We start from the raw sequence: 16,660 nt of genomic DNA, 5'->3' as shown, positions 1-16,660 counted from the left end.
CCCGGTGCGCTGGTTCTCGCGGGTGTTCGGTCGGTGTCGGGCGCGCGTCAGCGGAGCATCCGATCGCGCCGCAAGACGGCGGATCGAGCTCTCGTGGCGGTGGCGGTGAGCGAAAACCCGGACGGGGTAACGACTTTCCGCGCCGACCTCGCGATTCCCACCAGAGTGAGGTTCGCCGACGGCGTTCGACTTCCGAAGCATAGATGATAATGGTTATCATTAACATCTTGCTCGAGTATGGAGGTCGTATGGGACATCTGCTGATGGTGGAGAGCTGGGTCGGCTCGATGAGCACCCTGCTCCCGGCGGGAATCGACGCCGCAGGGCACAGATTCAGCTTTCTGACCAGGGATCTCGGGCATTACCTGCGCACCGCGACCACGGCCGCGCACCCGTTGCTCGGCGCGGACAACGTCTTCACCGCCGAGACCAACGACGAGGCGTCGCTGCTGCCCCACGTGCGAAACCTGCACGGTGTCTTCGGCTTCGACGGAGTACTGACCTCGTGTGATTACTATCTCCCGACGGTCGCGGCGATCGCCGCCGATCTCGGGTTGCCCGGCTCGGCGCGCGACGCCGTGGCGGCCGCCTGCGACAAACACCGGACCAGAGCGATCTGCGCGGCCGCCGGTGTCGCGGGCCCCGGGTTCGCGGTCGCCGCCGACTGGACCGAACTACGAAGTGCGGCAGCTGAACTCGGATACCCGCTCGTGGTGAAGCCGATCGACCTGTGCGGTGGCATGTTCGTCAGCCTGGTCGAGAACGAGACCGCGTTGCGCGAGGCCGTCGATCGGATCGCCGGCTTCGCGGTCAACGCCCGAGGCCAGCGCCGCCCGTCGGAGATCCTGCTCGAAGAGTTCCTCACCGGACCCGAATTCAGCGTGGAGACGGTGACCATCGCGGGCGAGACGACGGTCATCGGCATCACCGACAAGCGGATCACCGGCGCGCCCGCGTTCATCGAGGCGGGCCACATGTTCCCCGCCGCGCTGAGCGAGACGGACGCGACCGCGATCGCCGACCTCGCGGTGGCCGCCGTGACCGCGCTCGGTCTCGACGCGACCGTGGCGCACACCGAGATCAAGCTGACCGAGCACGGGCCCCGCCTGATCGAGGTGAATCCGCGGCCCGCGGGCAATCGCATCACCGAACTGATTCGCCGGGTCACGGATATCGACCTCACGGCTGTCCACGCGGACGTCGTCGCGGGCGGCAAACCCGAGGTGCGTTCGCGCACAACCGGTGTCGCGAGCGCGGCGATCGCCTTCGCCGTCGCGGACCGAGCGGGCCGGCTGACCGGCATCGACGGCGCCGAGTCCTGGTCGGCCGACGCCGCTGTCGTCGAGCACAAGCTTCCGGCCCCGGGTATCGAGGTGCGGCGCGCGACCGACAACAACACCTATCTCGGCCACGTCATGGTGGTCGACGAGACGCCCGGCACCGCGGGCGATCTGGCACAGCGGCGACTGGCCGACCTGCGATTCGAGTTCGCGGGCGGTGCGGCGTGATCGACACCGTGCCGCGCCCGGCGTCGGTCGAGGAACTCCTCGCCGTCGCCCGCTCGGGTCGCCTCGGCCCACCGCCTGCGGAGCTGTCCGCGTCGACGGCGTTTCGCACCACCTACGGCACCCGGCACGCCGGGCGCAACGGAAGCTACCGGAACGAGGTGCTCAGCATCCGCGTCGGCGCCGCGGTCGGCTCGTGCGGGCTCGAACCCGGCACCGCCCCAGAACAACTCGTCGACGACTGCGTCGCGGCCACGGTGGCCGAACTCCTGAATCATCCTGTGCCCGAAGTCCGGATCGCCGCACTGGACGCCTACCTGATGCACACGCACGCCCATCCGCGCGCGGGTGGATCGCACGGCACCCCGGTGGTGATCGACGGATCGACATCGCTCACGAAGTCGCGCCGCCGGGCAGCCGTCGTCATCGATCTGCTGCCCCCGAACGTCACGAGAGTGCTGGTCGTCGGCGTCGTGGGATCCCTGCTCGCCGAGCTGCGCAATCGCGGAATCGGCTATCTGCCCTGTGATCTCGCGGGCGGAACCACCGAATGGGGTGAGCCCGTTCACGAATCGGTCGATGCGGCGAACGCCGATGTCGATGCCCTGCTCGTCACCGGAATGTCCCTGGGGAACGGCACTTTCGACGACCTGCGCGCCACAGCGCGCACACGCGGTATTCCGATGGCGCTGTTCGCGCAGACCGGCAGCGCCGTGCTGCCCTGGTTCCTCGGCGCCGGAGTGCACGCGGTCTCGGCCGAGCCCTACCCGTTCTTCTCCCTCGACGGCGGACCGAGCACGATCATCACGTACCGGGGGCCGGCATGACACCGCAACCCGAGCTATTGCAGTTGATCGGCCGCACCCCCGTGGTGCAGGTGCGCGCGGGGGAGAACCGGTACACGGCCAAACTCGAATCGGCGAGCGTCGCCGGGATGAAGGCGCGAGCCGCGGTGTCGATGCTGCGGGCCGCGGCCGCGCGCGGTGAGCTCGCCCCCGGCGCGACGATAGTCGAATCCACCAGCGGCACATTGGGTCTGGGCCTCGCCCTGGCCGGTAAGGCGCTGGGGCATCCGGTGCTGCTCGTGGTCGACGACGAACTCGAACCGGACCTGCGCGCGCTGTTCTCCGCGTACGGCATCACGCTCGACGTGGTCACCGAACCGCACCCGCTCGGTGGCTGGCAGCAGGCGCGCCTGGATCGCCTGGCCGAATTGCTCGCCGCGACACCGGGCGCGTACTGGCCCGACCAGTACGACAACCCCGACAACGCGGCCGGCTACCGGGACATGGGCGAGGAGATCCTGGCCCAGGTCGAGGGCGTCGACGTGCTGGTCGCCTCGATCGGCTCCGGCGGGCACTGCGCCGGACTCACCCGCGTCCTGCGCGAACGCTGGCCGCACCTGCGGGTGATCGGCGTCGACGCCGTCGGCTCCAGGATCTTCGGGCAACCCGATCGCCGCAGAGTCATGCGCGGACTGGGTAGTTCGATCCTGCCGCGCAATGTCGCCTACGCCGACTTCGACGAGGTGCACTGGGTCGGCGCCGTCGAGTCCATCGCCTCCTGCCGCCGGCTCGCGGCGAGCACCGGACTGGCCGGTGGCTGGAGCACCGGCGCGGCCGCACTGGTGGCGGGCTGGGCGGCCGCGCGTGAACCCCGCGCCCGCGTGCTCACCGTGTTCCCCGACGGACCACAGCGCTACCTGCGCACGATCTACGACGACACCTGGTGTGGCGCCAACGGATTGCTGGGCACACCGGCGTCCGAGCCGCTGACCATCGACGCGCCTGATCACACCGAAGTCCACGGCTGGGGTCGCTGTACCGTCGTCCGCGATCCCGCGGAGGTGCGTGCGTGAGCCCCGGTACCGTGGCGACGTTTCGAACGCTGCCCCCGGCGGTGCGGCTGCTGCTGGTGAACCACCTCGTCGGTCACATCGGCTTCTACATGCTCGTGCCCTTCCTCGCCGACTATCTCCTGGATGATCTCGCCCTGTCGGCGGCCGTCGTCGGAATCGTGCTGGGCGTACGCAATCTCAGCCAGCAGGGCCTGTTCCTGATCGGCGGATCGGCGGCGGATCGACTCGGCGCCCGCGGCGTGATCATGATCGGGCTGACGATCCGGGCGATCGGGTTCGCCCTGTTCGCCATCGGTGGCTCACTGCCGGTGGTGCTGGCCGCGGCGGTGCTGACCGGATTCGCCGGGGCACTGTTCAATCCGGCGGTCCGCGCGTTCATCGCCCGGGACAGTGGGGAGCGCTCGGCCCAGGCTTTCGCGCTGTTCAACGTGTTCGGCAACGCCGGGGCCGCGATCGGCCCGGTGATCGGCACCGTGCTGGTCTCGGCGGGCTTCCGCATGACGGCGGTGGTCGCGGCGGCGATCTTCGCGGTGCTCGCGGTCGTGCAGTGGCGATTGCTGCCCGCGCGGCCGGTGCCCCGGCACGCCACCGGCGTCACAGCCGACTTCGCGACCGTGTTCACCGATCGCCGATTCCTGGCCTTCACCTTCGCGCTGATGCCGATGTTCGCCCTGCAGAGCCAGATCTACTTCCTGTTCACCCTGCAGGCTCAGGACAGTGCGGGCGCGGGGTACAGCGCCGCGGCCGTCGCCACGCTGTTCGTGGTGGAGACGATCGCGGTCGTGGCTCTGCAGGTGCGCGTCACCACCGCTCTGTCCCGCAGGCCGCGGCGCGGACCGGCGATGGCGCTCGGGATGGCGATCATGGGTATCGCGTTCCTGCTGCCACCGAGCACCCACGACCTGGTACGGATCGACGGGACCGGTATCGCATCGGCCGCGGTCCGGATCACGCCGGTGGTGGTGGCCGCCGTGCTGCTGGCCCTCGGGGTGACAGCGGTGCACCCCTTCGTCAACGAAGCCATCGGACGGTTCGCCGGAGATCGGCTGACCGGCACCTACTTCGGTGCGTTCTACCTGGTATCGGGGGTGTTCACCGTCGTGGCGACCTCGGTCACCGGCGCGGTGCTCGACCGCGCGGGCGGGTCGCTGACGTGGCCGCCCGCGCTGCTCTGCGCCGGAGCCGGTGTGCTGTCGGCGCTGGCGATTCTGCGCCTGCATCAGCGCGACATCCTGCCCGGCGGCGAGACGCCGCCCGTCGCGTCCTCCTCGCCCGCTCCGTCTCCCGCCACGAAAGGCGGTGCCGCCCATGACGAAAGCGCATAGCGGCGGGCTGCCGCGCACCGGCGTCGGCCGGGCGTTCGGAAGTTTCGGCGAACTGCTGCAGGGCGTCACCGCCGAACACGACCGGCACTTCCTCGTCACCCTGCCCATTCGCCGCGGCGCGGCCGCGGTCTTCGAACCGAACGACGGCGACGTAGTCGTTGTCCCGGAACACAAGTCGAAGGCGCGGCGGCTGGCCGCGGCGATGGTCGCTCGCTCACCGCTGCTGCGCGGCGGGCGGCTCATCCTGCACAGTGAGTTGCCCGAGGGCAAGGGCCTGGCCAGCTCTACCGCCGATCTGGTAGCCACCGCCCGGGCGGTCGCCGACGCCGAGCGCCGCGTCGTCACGATCGGCGAACTCGAAGCCGACCTGCGCGCCATCGAACCGTCCGACGGCGTCATGTATCCCGGTTCGGTCGCGTACTTCCATCGCGAGGTACGACTGCTCGCCGAGCTGGGCACCCTCCCTCCGCTGACGATCGTGGCGGGCGACGAGGGCGGCGCGGTCGACACCGTCGAATTCAACCGGCGCGAACGGTATTTCAGCCCCGAAGTGAAGCGCGAGTACAGCACGCTGCTGGCCGAACTCGGCACCGCAGTCGAGCGCGGTGACGTGAAAACGATCGGGTCGGTGTCCACCCGCAGTGCGGTCCTGGCCGCACGGTGGCGGGCCCGCCCGCACCTGGAGGCCACCATCGAGGCGGCTCGAGCGGCGGGCGCGCTCGGCGTGGTCGTGGCGCACAGCGGTACCACCACCGGTGTCCTGCTCGCCGACGACGACCCGTGCTACAGCGAGAAAGTCGCTGCCGCACAGCGAATTTGCGCGACATTCGCGTGCTCGAGCACGGTGCACCACACCTGGCATCCCGTAGCGCCGCCCCGGCGGAATCAGGCAGCCGAGAGTGCGGCGGCGATCCCCGCGTCACGCCCGGACCACGCGGCACAGCCGTTTCGAACAGAGAGCAGCCTTCGTTGATCACCGTAGATCAGATCAGCTTCGCCTACGGCGGCCGAATAACCCTCGACAACATCACTTTTCGCGCCGACACCGGCAGCGTCATCGGTTTGATCGGCCCCAACGGCTCGGGCAAATCGACTCTGCTGCGGCTGATGTATCGCGCGTTGCGCCTGGTGAGCGGGTCGATCCTGGTGGATGAGACACCGGTCGACGGACTGCGCGGCCGAGCCATGGCAGCGCGGCTCGCCGTCGTCGCACAGGAGTCTCCGCCCGATACGCCGGTGACGGTCGCCGAGACCGTACTGCTCGGCAGATCCCCATGGGTCGGTGCGTTCCAGGGCTATTCACGCGATGATCGGATCGCGGCCGCCGCGGCGTTGGAACACGTCGGTGCCCGCGCACTCGCGGATCGCCCGTTCGCGACGCTGTCGGGCGGGGAGCGCCAACGCGTGCTCATCGCCAGAGCACTGGCGCAGCAGGCCGACCATCTGCTGCTCGACGAGCCGACCAACCACCTCGACATCCGCTATCAGCACGAATTGCTGAGCCTGGTGCGCGGACTGACCGAAACCACCACGATCGTCGTCCTGCACGAGCTGAACCTGGCCGCCCGCTACTGCGACCGACTCGTGCTGCTCGACCGGGGCACGGTCGCCGCGGCGGGAACCGTCGACGAGGTGCTGACACCGCCTGTCCTCGAACCGGTCTACGGCATCACCGTGCGCCGGACCGAGGCGTTCGGTGCCGTTCAGTTGCTCTTCGGCCCGGCCGCCGAGCCCGGCGACATCACCGCCGCAGATCCATCCGATACCGACCTGCGAGAGGAGGCCGCCCGATGACCACGACGCTGTCCGGCACCTCGGTCACCGACGACCTCGACCACGCCCGGCACCGGGGCCGCACCCTGCTGTGGATCGGCGGCCTCGGTACGGCACTGGTTGTCGCGGTGCTGTTCGCGGCCGGTCTCGGGCCCGTGTCGGTGCCGCCGGGCACCGTCGCGCGGATCATCGGTCACCACACGGCCGGCCTGCCCGCGACCGCCGACTGGACCACGGCGCAGGATTCCATCATCTGGCTGGTGCGCGTGCCCCGGGTGCTGCTCGGCGCGCTCGTCGGTGCGGCACTGGCGATCACGGGCGCCGTCCTGCAGACGATCGTGCGCAACGTGCTCGCCGACCCGCACATTCTCGGTGTCACCTCGGGCGCCTCCACCGGCGCCGCGGTCTACCTGCTGTTCGGTGTGGCCGCCGCGACCACGACCGCCGCGCTCGCGGCCAGCGCGTTCGTGGGTGCGCTGGTCGCGACGGCACTGCTGTTCGCCATCGCCCGGATGAACGGTCAGCTGACCTCGCTGCGGCTGCTGCTGGGCGGGGTGACCATCGGCTACATCTTCTCCGCGGCCACGAGCTTCCTGGTCTTCGCCTCCGACCGGCCCGAAGCCGCACGGACCGTGCTGTTCTGGCTGCTCGGTTCGCTGGCATCGGCGGCGTGGTCGTCGGTGGGGACCACCGCCGTCGTCGTCGTCACCGCGGCGATCGCGGTGCTGCTCATGGCATCTCGCCTCGATGCCATGGCAGCCGGTGACGACACCGCGCGCGCCCTGGGCATCGCACCGAACCGGGTGCGGCTGTGGGCCTTGCTGACGGTGGCGCTCGCCGTTGGTGCCGTGGTCGCCGTCGCCGGTGCGATCGGCTTCGTCGGACTGATCGTGCCGCACGTGGCCCGCCTCTGCGTCGGCGGTACACATCGGCATCTCCTGGTGGTCAGCGCACTGATCGGGGCGCTGTTCCTCGTCGTCGCCGACGTGGCCGCGCGCACCGTCTTCGCGCCCCGCGAACTGCCCATCGGCATCGTCACCGCTGCCGTCGGCGCGCCACTGCTGCTCGTGCTGGTCCGGCGGCTGCGCGCCGGCGCGACGGCCTGAATTCTTCACCCCTGGAAAGGAAAACGATCACCGTGATCACCCCCGTCAGCACCCGGCGCCGCGCGGCGGCGCCGCTACTCGCGCTGGTCACCAGCGCCCTCGTCGCCGGCTGCGGAACGTCCGCGTCGGTGTCCGAACCCGTCGCGGACGGCTTCCCGATGACGATCTCGAGTTGCGGGCGCGAGGTCACCTTCGACGCCCCGCCGAAGCGGGTCGTGACCGTCGCCTCCATCGCCGCGCCGCTGGTCGCCGCCGCGGGCGCCGCCGACCGCATCGTCACCCGCACCTTCGAGACCGCGTCGTTCCCCGGCCAGTACGGCGACGCGCTGAAGGGCATCGAAATCACCGCGCCCACGGCCGAACTCGCCCGCGAGGAGATCATCAGCAGATCGCCGGATCTGGTCGTGAGCGTCGAAGGGCTCACGGTCACCGCCGACGACCTGGCCAAGGTCAACATTCCGCTGATCGTCACCCGCGGCTACTGCGCGGACGCCTCCGGCTCGTTCGCCGACATCTTCGCCGACATCACCCTGTACGGAAAGCTTTTCGGGACGAGTGCCGCGGCCGACGCGGAGGTCGCCACGCTCCAGCAGCGGGTCGCTGCCGTGACCGCCCGGCACCAAGCCGTCGCCCAGCGCATGCCCGCCGCGGCGCTGATTCTGTCCCGCGACGGCGCCCAGCTCAAGGCGTACGGCTCCAAGAGCACCGTCGACGAGCAGATGCGAATCCTGGGCCTGGACAACATCTACGGCGATATCGCCAAGCGGAACTTCGAGGCCAGCACCGAAACCCTCATCGCGCGCGATCCCGAGGTCATCATCCTGCTGACCCAGGCCGACCAGACGCCGGACTCGGTGCGCACCGCCCTGCGGCAGCGGCCCGAGCTGGCCGGGCTGCGCGCCATCCGGGACAACCGAATCATCGTGCTGCCCTTCGGCTACACGGGCCCCGGCCCGGTGGCGGTCGAGGGACTCGAGGTGCTCGACCGCGAACTCGGTGCGAAGTGACGACGACCGCCGCCGACACCGGCTACCGCGTCCGGCAGGCCGAAGCAGCGGACCTGCCCGGCGCTCGCAGCGTCATGCTCGACACCTTCTACCGCGTGTTCGGGCACGGATATCTACCCCGGTACCACGGGGATGTGATCGATCCGGACACCGTGTATCTGCGCCACCCGCGCAACCGTCTGTGGGTCGCCGAACACGAGGGCGAGATCGTGGCCACCACGGCCATTCGCGCCCAAGGCCCCGCGCATCCGCCACATTCCGCCGAACTGGCCCGGCGCTACCCGGATGAGACCACCGCACAACTGTTCCGGGTCTATGTGCGCCCCGAACACCACCGCCACGGTCTCGCCACTCGACTGGTGCGAACGGCGGTCGACCATGTGCGCGCGACGCCGGAGTTCGAGCGCCTCTACCTTCACACCGATGCGCGCACCCCCGGCGCCCTGGAGTTCTGGCTGACGTTCGGCGACATCGTCGCCGACGCCCGCGGTCCGCACACGGAGTTTCAGACAGTGCACCTGGAGATACCGCTGAACCGGCCGGCCGGATGAGCGGCGCGGGCAGTACGGATCGCGAAAGTGCTGTCCGGCAGAGAATCTGAGTCTCAGGCCGGCCGGGTACAGCTACCCGGCCGGCCGAGTGCAGTCACCGCATACGCCGTGCATATCCCAGCGATAGGTGACCTCGGTGTATCGGTGCCGCTGTGCCGCGCGCTCGATCCGCAGCCTGAGTCCGTCGAAGGTGAACTGTTCGGTGCGGCCGCACCGGCGACACAGAATGTTGTGCCCTGTGCCGCTCCCGTTTCGGGCGCGGTACAGCAGTTCACCGCCCTCGGTGCGCGTGGATTCGAGAATTCCCTGCGCTTCGAGTTTGTACAGGATGCGGTACAGCGTCGTGCGCCCGACGGAGACGGTCGCGGTGAGCCGCAGTTCGTCGAAAAGCTGTCGGGGAGTGCGGAATCGGTCGCTTCGGCGCAACGCCTCGAGAACGGCGTTCGTCCGCTTGCTTCGCCGGTGCCGGGCGACGGAGCCTGTCGGGTATCGGTCACGCATCGTATTACATTCGGGCGCAGCAGGATTCGATCATCTACTCAGATTATCGAAAACGATTCCCGTTATCTACGGCGGGCCGAGTTCGTCACCCGTCGGAGTCGGCGGCGGCCAGCACCCGACGCGCGACCTCCGGGTCGGTGAGCGGATTGAGCTCGCCCACCGCGGGTTCGTCGAGGAGCTCGGGCAACCGGGTGTGATCCATCCGCGCGAACTTCATGGACCATCCGTCGTAATCACGTTCGGCGATCGGCCCCCGCCCGAGCACGACCACCCCGGTGTGCAGCTCGTCCCGCTCGATCCGGGCGAAGATGCGTTCGACGGCGTCCCGGTCGCCCTCCAGGACTTGCACGAACCCGGCCCACTCCCAGCTCGGCCGGGCGTACACGAGCAGGCCGGTGACCTGCTCGGCGGCGTTGATCTCCCGTGCCCGTTCGAGCAGTGCGCTCACCTCGCGTTCGTCCAGGGCGAAGCGGGCCGTGCTGGAGTAGGTGAGGGCATAGGGCATGAGACCTCTCTAGCACACGGCGTCGGCGCGATCAGTCCCGAGCCGCGCCGTCGGGCCAGATGATCGACACCGGCAGGCCCCTGCCGTTGGCCAGCTCGACGACCGTGCCGGTGCCGCCCTTCTCGCTCGGCCGCGAATCCCACACCGCGATCAACAGGTCGCTCGTTCCCACTAGCACCTGGTTGGCGGCCTCGTAGGCGTCGCGCTCGGCATCGTCGAAGTCCATCACCCGCACCGTGCTCGCGGCCTCGATCAGCGCGTCGAAGTCCGGCGCGTGGTCGGGCCCGACCTTGCGTTCGCGGTAGTTCCGCGCGGGCACCACGACCTCGAGCCGCCCGCCCGCGTCCAGGACGGCCCGTGCGAACACCGAGTCCGCGCCGCGCGCGATGCAGCTGATACCGACCAGGTCCGCGCCGTCACCGAACTCGGCGATCACGCGGCGGATCTCGGCGTAGATGAGCGGTACCGAGTCCGCGGTGATGTTCATGTGCCCGGTGACGGCGATGCGAGTCATGAAGTTCTCTATACAGGTTCACTACTGAGGCTTCTCCGTCATCCGACCGGGGTGACGGGCTCGAGTCGCCGCCGGCTGTTCGCGACGGGTGTCCTCCAGCTGTTTCATCACCCAGCCGGCGCCCGCGCCGTGCACGATCACCGACAGGACGATCGTGAACGCGCTTATCGCCCAGATGGTTTCGGCTTCGCCACCGAAATCGGCCTGGGTCAGCGCGTACGAGACGTAATAGACCGATCCGATCCCGCGTATCCCGAAGAACGCGGTGACCGCGCGTTCGCGGGGATCGAGATCGGGGCTGCGGCGCAGGGCCAGCCAGCCGAAGGCGGGGCGGACGACGAACACCAGCAGCACCCCGGCGGCCGCGCCTGGCCACGACAGCGCGGTCAACAGCCCCGTGGTGAGCGCGGCACCGACGAGCAGCAAGACCACCAGGGTCAGGACCTGTTCGAGTTGCTCCACCAGGCCGTGCATCTGCTCGTGGTAGCCGCTGCCGCGCTCGATTCGGCGCATGGCGATCGCACAGGCGAAGACCGCGAGAAAGCCGTAGCCCCCGGCCAATTCGGTGAGGCCGTAGACGGCGAACACCGCAGCCAGGGCGGCGATGGGTTCGCCGCGCTCGGCCAGGCGTGCGTGCGCGATGGGGAACCGGAACAGGGTGCGGCCGAGCAGATCTCCGACCGCAGCGCCGATCACCACCGCGATCGCGATCTTGCCGAGCAACTCCCAGGCCAGCCAGCCGCCCAACCAGCTCCGCACCGCGTCCCCCGACGCCAGGAAGATCGCCAGATAGACGAAGGGAAAGGCCAGTGCGTCGTTGAGGCCCGCTTCGGAGGTGAGGGCGAAACGCACCTCGTCGTCCTCCTCGGCGGAACCCTCGTCCCCGGTGGTCGGGCCCGCCACCTGCACATCGGAGGCCAGGACCGGATCCGTCGGAGCGAGAGCGGCGGCCACCAGCGCGGCCGCGGCCGGGGTGAGCGCGACCGCCCACCAGCCGAACACCGCCATCGCGGCGATACACAGCGGCATGGTGATCAGCAGCAGCTTCCAGGTGGAAGCCCAGGTGCGCCAATGCAGCGGGCGGTCGATCGCGAGCCCGACGCCCATCAGCGCGACGATCACGCACACCTCCGCGAGGTGCTCGAGTACGCCGGGATGCGACAGTGGTGACACCGGCCGTAGCCCGTCGGCCCGATCACGAGCCCGCCGACGGCTCCCGCGCCCAACATGAGCATCGGGGCGGTGATCACCCGGTCCCGGAAGAGCCGGGGCAGCACCGCGGCCAGCAGCAGCGCTATCCCGGCGGTCAGGTACAGGTGCTCGATCGTCAGGTCGGTCATCGTCGTGGTCGCGTCGGCGCGCAGTCACCCGTTCTTCCGGAGTAGGAGCAGATGACCAAGATCTACCCGGTAGTGGCGGCGGGAAACGATCCACGGCGAGCGGCGAACGGTCGAGGCACGTAAACCCTCTGCGATCCACGAGGATTCGAACGTGTAGCGGGCCGTGACCGGGGAATCGCGTACTGGCGAGTGGGTTTGTGCGCTGTCCGCGCGAAGGCGGGGTCCGCGCGGCGAGGAGAGACGTTATGAGCCAGGAGAATTCGACCCAGCTGCTGCGTGTGCAGGTCCTGACCGAGGGGCCGGTTCCGATCGTGGTGGCCGCCGGCGAGGTGGATGTGCTGTCCGTACCGCTGTTCGACGACGCGTTGCGGCGAGCACTGGACGAGGACCCGCCGACGATCATGGTGGACCTGACCAGGGTTGTCTTCCTGGACTCGGCCGGGCTCGCCGTCCTCGCCCGCGCCGCACAGTCCTGTGCCGGCCCGCCGTGGGTGGTGCCCTCGCCGCAGGCGCGCCGCCCGATCGAGATCACCGGCATGACCGTGATGCTGCGGTTGTTCGACAGCCTTGCCCAGGCGCTGGCCGTGTACGCCGAACACGACCGGGGCTCGCGGTGAGCTACCCGTCCCATGCCGGGTGCGGGCCCGAGAGACCCTCGGACCCGCGCGAACTCAGAGCTGGGCCCAGACCGACTTGGTCTTGAGGTATCCGTCGAGCCCCTCTTTGCCGAACTCGTGGCCCCAGCCGGACTGCTTGTAGCCGCCGAACGGCACATCGTGGTCGAAGATCAACTGGCAGTTGATCTGCACGCTGCCGGCCTGCAGCCGTTTGACCAGCCGGTGACCACGGCTGATGTCGTTGGTCCACACCGTGCCCGCGAGTCCGTAGCTGGTGTCGTTCGCCATCGCGATGGCCTCGTCCTCGTCGTCGAACGGGATGATCGAGACTACGGGGCCGAAGATCTCCTCGCGGTAGAGCCGCATGCCGGGATCGACATTGGTGAGCACCGTCGGGTGGACGAAGTACCCCTTGCGGTCCAGTCGATGCCCGCCGGTCACGACCTCGGCGCCGCCGCGCTTGCCCTCGTCGATGTAGCCCAGGACGCGGTCGAGCTGCTTGGCGCTGATGAGCGGTCCGCTCATGACGCCTTCTTCGCTCGGGCCGCCGTATTTCATGAAGTTCGCGACCCCGGCGATGCCCTCGACCACCCGGTCATAAACCCCGCGCTGCACGAAGATCCGGGAACCGCAGACGCATCCCTGCCCGGAGTGCACGAAAATGCCCATCGCCGCGCCGAAGATGGCCTTGTCGAGATCGGCGTCGTCGAAGATCAGCACCGGCGACTTGCCGCCGAGCTCCAGCATCACCTTCTTCAGGTTGCCCGCCGACGCCTGCACGATCATCTTGCCGACCTCGGTGGACCCGGTGAAGGCCACCTTCTCGACGTCGGGATGTGCGCTGATCGCCGCGCCCGCGGTGTGCCCGTACCCGGTGATGAGGTTGACCACGCCCTCCGGGACGCCGGCCTCGTGGATCAGGCGGTCCAGCAGCAGCGCCGAAAGCGGCGTCTCCTCAGCGGGTTTCACCAGGCTGCTGCAGCCCGCCGCGAGCGCGGGCGCTATCTTGGCGCAGGCGTTGAAGATGGGCCCGTTCCACGGGAAGATCAGCCCGGCGACGCCGTAGGGCTCCTTCAGGGTGTAGGCGTGCAGGTCGACGTAACTGTCCGTCGCGATGCCGGTGGTCCGCACGTCGTACGCGGTGCCGTTGATCTTGGAGCACCACCCGGCGTAGTACCGGAAGAACTCCGCGCAGGTCGGAACGACCATCTCGGACTGCAGCTTCATCATGCCGGTGTTGGCGGAGTCGATCGCGGCGAACTCGGCGGCGTGCTCGTCGATGAGATCGGCGATGCGCCACATGATTCTGGCCCGCTCGCGCCCCGGCAGCCCCGCCCAGACCCCTGCCTCGAACGATGCCCTGGCCCGCGTGACCGCTTCATCGACCCCGTCGGCCCCGCAGTCGGTGAACTCGGTGATCTGCTCCTCGGTCACCGGGTCGATGATCGGGATGACATCCCCGGAACCCGGCCGCTTCCGGATCTCGTCCAGAACCGCCTGCACCGTCATCACTGACCCCTCTCGTCGTGCCGCGGCGCTCGACCGCGCCGGTGTGCTGCCACCCAATCTGCACTTCGTTCCCGGGAACGTCAAGGTATGTTCGCTGAAATAGAGAATGCTGTTCTCCGGTCGAGATTTGTTCGCGCACCGGGTGTCTCGCCCAGTGCCGGCCCGCGTCGCGCCGAGGCGCTGCTCGAGGTTCGGGCCGGACGGTCCGAACCGGCGAACCTGTTGACGCGCGGCAGGTGTGATCGGCATCATGTCCCAGACATGTCTACTGTTGCATCGACGGTGCAGCTTCGAGTCAGAGGAAGCCGCATGAGGACCTCCACCGCGCTGCGCGCCACCATCGTCGCCATCACGGGTGCGGTGCTGTCGACCGTGCTGGCCGGAACCGCACCCCACGGGCTGGCCGATAGCCAAGTCCTGCCAGGTATTTCGCGCTCGACGGCGGCCAAGGCGACGTGCGGACCGAACGCCGCCCCGGAGCCCGGATTGCAGGGCGACGTCCCGGCGGCCGATCGGGACAACGGGCGCAGCACCGAGGGCTATCACTGCAACATCAGCCGCATCGGTCAGTTCGACGGCCACGGTGGCGGTGTCGTCTCGGGCGCCTTCGATTCGTGCGTCTACATCGGCAGCTTCTTTCCCGGCAGCCTGTCCGGCCCCGCCGTCGGCGTGCAGGTCCTCGACGTCTCCGATCCCACCCGACCGGAGTTGGCGGGCGCGCTGACCGAACCTGCCATGCTCGCCGGAACCTGGGAAACCTTGAAGGTCCACCCGGACCGGAAGCTGCTCGCGGCCGCCGGAGCGCCGTTCCTCACCGGCGCGGGCCTGCTGTCGATCTACGACCTCACCGACTGCCGCAACCCCCGACTGCTCAACACCGGCGCGGGCAGCGATGTGTCGCAGCCGCTTCCGATCACGGCCCACGAGGCCGGCTTCTCACCCGACGGCAACACGCTCTGGACGTCGGGGACCGCGCCCGGGCTGGTGAGCGCGGTCGACATCACCGATCCGGCTCGGCCGCACGTCATCTGGCAGGGCCTGCCCGGACTGTCCATGCACGGCATGGGGTTCAACGACGACGGCACCCGGCTGTACCTGACCAACAACATGGGCGGGATGACGGTGCTGGACACCACGGCCGTGCAGAATCGCGCGCCCGAACCGGTGGTGCCGATCGTGTCGGAAACGACCTGGACGGACGGCTGGGCGACCCAGCACGCCATTCCCGTTCGCTTCGGCGATACGCCCTACCTGTTCGTCCCCGACGAAGCCGGTTCGGGCGGAGTGAAGATCATCGACGTCTCCGACGACCGCCGGCCTCGAATAGCGAATTCGATCAAGCTCGAGATCAACCTGCCCGAGAACCTCGACACCGCATTGGCGTCGAGCATGGGCGGATCGATCTTCGCGTACGACCCGCACTACTGCAGCGCGGACCGCGCACAGGATCCGACCGCGCTGGCGTGTGCGTGGTTCGGTTCGGGAATCCGCGTGTTCGACGTCCGAGATCCCTTCGAGGTCAAAGAGATCGCCTACTACAACCCGCCCGCCCGCAAGAACGACAACGCCGATCTGACCAACTCTCCACACAAACTCATATCCGTGGTCGGCGCGCCGATCCTCAGCGCCGGATCGATCATGCAGGCGTTGAACAGCGGCGATTTCGACCCGGGCGACGCGCTGAGCTCACGATCGGGCCAATTGGTGAACGGTGATCTGTCGACCGACTGGTGCAGCTCACCGCCCCACTGGCACGGTCGCCAGTTGTGGGTCAGCTGCAACGACAACACCTACTCCACACTCGAACTCGACGCGGCCGTCTACACCCCACCCGCCGATCAACGCACCACCATCGGCTCATGATCACTCGCCTGTGGGCCGCGGTGGCCTGCGTGGGCGTGGCGGCGCTGATGTTCACCCTGGGCGCCGCGACCCGCCCGCTCCTGGTCACCGATGCACCGGATCAGGCCCCGGTGCTCACCTCGACCGAAATCGGCTTCGCCCAGGACATGCTCGCCCATCACACCCAAGCGTTGATCATGGTGTCCAGACTCGATCCGGGCGCGGACCCGGCCGTGCTGGGTCTGGCACGCCGGCTAGAAGACACCCAGCGCGGTGAGATCGGCCAGATGCAGGGCTGGCTGCGTCTGGCGGGAGCGCCCCTGGTCAACCCGGATCCAATGGCGTGGATGCACGAGGCCGCACCCGCCTCCGATCACCACACCGTCGCCGAACCGCAACAGCAGCCGTCCGCGACGATGCCGGGTATGGCGACCCAAGCGGACCTCGACGCCCTGTCCGCCGCCCGCGGTCGCGACGCGAGTGTGCTGTTCCTGCAACTGATGCGCCGCCACCACCTCGGCGGTGTCGCGATGGCCCAGTCCGCCGATCGACTGATCACGGGCGGCATCGTGAAACAGGCCGCCCGCGACATGGGTAGCAGCCAAGGGCAGGAGATCGGTTTGATGGGCCTGTTGCTGTCCTCGGTGCAGAGCTGAGCGGGCGGTGTGGGACGGGAGGCTCTGCGCATGTAGCGGGTGGCATGCCTC

Annotated in this window: 18 protein-coding genes; 12 read left to right on the top strand and 6 right to left on the bottom strand. The window is 69.0% G+C overall.

All coding sequences use genetic code 11. The features are described from left to right. Positions 1 to 248: 248 nt before the first annotated feature. Genes ACWDOP_RS00575 through ACWDOP_RS00535 form a run of 9 tightly spaced genes read left to right on the top strand, consistent with a single transcriptional unit; the run spans position 249 to position 9,125 of the window. Positions 249 to 1,508: an ATP-grasp domain-containing protein gene (locus tag ACWDOP_RS00575; protein WP_456343237.1), complete on the top strand. Its 1,260-nt coding sequence runs from the start codon at positions 249 to 251 to the stop codon at positions 1,506 to 1,508. Then, entirely contained in the window at positions 1,505 to 2,332 is an 828-nt protein-coding gene (locus ACWDOP_RS00570; protein WP_456343236.1) for a hypothetical protein, read from the top strand. The genes ACWDOP_RS00575 and ACWDOP_RS00570 overlap by 4 nt, the downstream gene beginning before the upstream one ends. After that, on the top strand, positions 2,329 to 3,363 hold the full coding sequence (locus tag ACWDOP_RS00565) for a PLP-dependent cysteine synthase family protein (RefSeq protein ID WP_456343235.1): 1,035 nt from the start codon (positions 2,329 to 2,331) through the stop codon (positions 3,361 to 3,363). The genes ACWDOP_RS00570 and ACWDOP_RS00565 overlap by 4 nt, the downstream gene beginning before the upstream one ends. Further along, positions 3,360 to 4,688: an MFS transporter gene (locus tag ACWDOP_RS00560; protein WP_456343234.1), complete on the top strand. Its 1,329-nt coding sequence runs from the start codon at positions 3,360 to 3,362 to the stop codon at positions 4,686 to 4,688. Before ACWDOP_RS00565 ends, ACWDOP_RS00560 begins: the two co-directional genes overlap by 4 nt. Continuing rightward, positions 4,672 to 5,661, top strand: coding sequence for a GHMP family kinase ATP-binding protein (locus tag ACWDOP_RS00555; RefSeq protein WP_456343233.1), 990 nt, complete (start codon positions 4,672 to 4,674; stop codon positions 5,659 to 5,661). Before ACWDOP_RS00560 ends, ACWDOP_RS00555 begins: the two co-directional genes overlap by 17 nt. Beyond that, entirely contained in the window at positions 5,658 to 6,482 is an 825-nt protein-coding gene (locus ACWDOP_RS00550) for an ABC transporter ATP-binding protein (RefSeq protein WP_456343232.1), read from the top strand. Before ACWDOP_RS00555 ends, ACWDOP_RS00550 begins: the two co-directional genes overlap by 4 nt. Further along, on the top strand, positions 6,479 to 7,567 hold the full coding sequence (locus tag ACWDOP_RS00545; protein ID WP_456343231.1) for a FecCD family ABC transporter permease: 1,089 nt from the start codon (positions 6,479 to 6,481) through the stop codon (positions 7,565 to 7,567). Before ACWDOP_RS00550 ends, ACWDOP_RS00545 begins: the two co-directional genes overlap by 4 nt. Positions 7,568 to 7,599: 32 nt before the next feature. Beyond that, a complete protein-coding gene (locus ACWDOP_RS00540; protein WP_456343230.1) occupies positions 7,600 to 8,574 on the top strand; it encodes an ABC transporter substrate-binding protein in 975 nt (324 codons plus the stop codon). Beyond that, complete coding sequence (locus ACWDOP_RS00535) at positions 8,571 to 9,125, top strand: GNAT family N-acetyltransferase (RefSeq protein WP_456343229.1); 555 nt, start codon at positions 8,571 to 8,573, stop codon at positions 9,123 to 9,125. Before ACWDOP_RS00540 ends, ACWDOP_RS00535 begins: the two co-directional genes overlap by 4 nt. Positions 9,126 to 9,197: 72 nt before the next feature. Here the strand turns inward: ACWDOP_RS00535 and ACWDOP_RS00530 are convergent, their stop codons facing one another. The 5 genes from ACWDOP_RS00530 to ACWDOP_RS00510 all read right to left on the bottom strand — a co-directional run bounded on the left by ACWDOP_RS00530 (position 9,198) and on the right by ACWDOP_RS00510 (position 11,985). Next, the gene (locus ACWDOP_RS00530; RefSeq protein WP_456343228.1) at positions 9,198 to 9,626 is read right to left on the bottom strand and encodes a Fur family transcriptional regulator; all 429 of its coding nucleotides are present in this window, start codon (positions 9,624 to 9,626) and stop codon (positions 9,198 to 9,200) included. An 85-nt stretch (positions 9,627 to 9,711) separates the two neighbouring features. Next, a complete protein-coding gene (locus ACWDOP_RS00525) occupies positions 9,712 to 10,131 on the bottom strand; it encodes a BLUF domain-containing protein (protein ID WP_456343227.1) in 420 nt (139 codons plus the stop codon). A 31-nt stretch (positions 10,132 to 10,162) separates the two neighbouring features. After that, positions 10,163 to 10,645, bottom strand: a complete 483-nt coding sequence (locus tag ACWDOP_RS00520; RefSeq protein WP_456343226.1) for a hypothetical protein — start codon at positions 10,643 to 10,645, stop codon at positions 10,163 to 10,165. 21 nt (positions 10,646 to 10,666) lie between these two features. Further along, entirely contained in the window at positions 10,667 to 11,767 is a 1,101-nt protein-coding gene (locus tag ACWDOP_RS00515; RefSeq protein WP_456343225.1) for a cation:proton antiporter, read from the bottom strand. Then, a complete protein-coding gene (locus ACWDOP_RS00510) occupies positions 11,764 to 11,985 on the bottom strand; it encodes a hypothetical protein (protein ID WP_456343224.1) in 222 nt (73 codons plus the stop codon). Before ACWDOP_RS00510 ends, ACWDOP_RS00515 begins: the two co-directional genes overlap by 4 nt. Positions 11,986 to 12,230: 245 nt before the next feature. Here ACWDOP_RS00510 and ACWDOP_RS00505 point away from each other — a divergent pair, with 245 nt between their 5' ends. Next, entirely contained in the window at positions 12,231 to 12,602 is a 372-nt protein-coding gene (locus ACWDOP_RS00505; RefSeq protein ID WP_456343223.1) for an STAS domain-containing protein, read from the top strand. Between the two features lie 54 nt (positions 12,603 to 12,656). On the opposite strand, the gene ACWDOP_RS00500 is transcribed toward ACWDOP_RS00505, so the two are convergent. After that, positions 12,657 to 14,111: an aldehyde dehydrogenase family protein gene (locus ACWDOP_RS00500; protein ID WP_456343222.1), complete on the bottom strand. Its 1,455-nt coding sequence runs from the start codon at positions 14,109 to 14,111 to the stop codon at positions 12,657 to 12,659. Positions 14,112 to 14,420: 309 nt separating this feature from the next. On the opposite strand from ACWDOP_RS00500, the gene ACWDOP_RS00495 reads away from it, so the two are divergent. Both ACWDOP_RS00495 and ACWDOP_RS00490 read left to right on the top strand, forming a co-directional pair. Then, positions 14,421 to 15,974 (top strand): LVIVD repeat-containing protein, encoded by a 1,554-nt coding sequence (locus tag ACWDOP_RS00495; protein WP_456343221.1) that lies wholly within the window; start codon positions 14,421 to 14,423, stop codon positions 15,972 to 15,974. Then, positions 15,971 to 16,609 carry a DUF305 domain-containing protein gene (locus ACWDOP_RS00490; RefSeq protein WP_456343220.1) on the top strand — a complete coding sequence of 213 codons (639 nt, stop codon included), beginning with the start codon at positions 15,971 to 15,973 and terminating at the stop codon, positions 16,607 to 16,609. Before ACWDOP_RS00495 ends, ACWDOP_RS00490 begins: the two co-directional genes overlap by 4 nt. Positions 16,610 to 16,660 lie beyond the last annotated feature (51 nt).

The sequence above is a fragment of the Nocardia sp. NPDC003693 genome (assembly GCF_053981095.1).
The sequence above is the reverse complement of the archived record's forward strand: the minus strand, read 5'-3'. Positions and strand labels throughout refer to the sequence as shown.

What these genes read in the sequence shown, in the direction of transcription:
- ACWDOP_RS00575 (WP_456343237.1), top strand. Translation starts at nt 249, where the DNA reads ATGGGACATCTGCTGATGGTGGAGAGCTGGGTCGGCTCGATGAGCACC.
- ACWDOP_RS00565 (WP_456343235.1), top strand. Translation starts at nt 2,329, where the DNA reads ATGACACCGCAACCCGAGCTATTGCAGTTGATCGGCCGCACCCCCGTG.
- ACWDOP_RS00555 (WP_456343233.1), top strand. Translation starts at nt 4,672, where the DNA reads ATGACGAAAGCGCATAGCGGCGGGCTGCCGCGCACCGGCGTCGGCCGG.
- ACWDOP_RS00545 (WP_456343231.1), top strand. Translation starts at nt 6,479, where the DNA reads ATGACCACGACGCTGTCCGGCACCTCGGTCACCGACGACCTCGACCAC.
- ACWDOP_RS00530 (WP_456343228.1), bottom strand. Translation starts at nt 9,626, where the DNA reads ATGCGTGACCGATACCCGACAGGCTCCGTCGCCCGGCACCGGCGAAGC.
- ACWDOP_RS00525 (WP_456343227.1), bottom strand. Translation starts at nt 10,131, where the DNA reads ATGCCCTATGCCCTCACCTACTCCAGCACGGCCCGCTTCGCCCTGGAC.
- ACWDOP_RS00520 (WP_456343226.1), bottom strand. Translation starts at nt 10,645, where the DNA reads ATGACTCGCATCGCCGTCACCGGGCACATGAACATCACCGCGGACTCG.
- ACWDOP_RS00510 (WP_456343224.1), bottom strand. Translation starts at nt 11,985, where the DNA reads ATGACCGACCTGACGATCGAGCACCTGTACCTGACCGCCGGGATAGCG.
- ACWDOP_RS00505 (WP_456343223.1), top strand. Translation starts at nt 12,231, where the DNA reads ATGAGCCAGGAGAATTCGACCCAGCTGCTGCGTGTGCAGGTCCTGACC.
- ACWDOP_RS00500 (WP_456343222.1), bottom strand. Translation starts at nt 14,111, where the DNA reads ATGACGGTGCAGGCGGTTCTGGACGAGATCCGGAAGCGGCCGGGTTCC.
- ACWDOP_RS00495 (WP_456343221.1), top strand. Translation starts at nt 14,421, where the DNA reads ATGAGGACCTCCACCGCGCTGCGCGCCACCATCGTCGCCATCACGGGT.
- ACWDOP_RS00490 (WP_456343220.1), top strand. Translation starts at nt 15,971, where the DNA reads ATGATCACTCGCCTGTGGGCCGCGGTGGCCTGCGTGGGCGTGGCGGCG.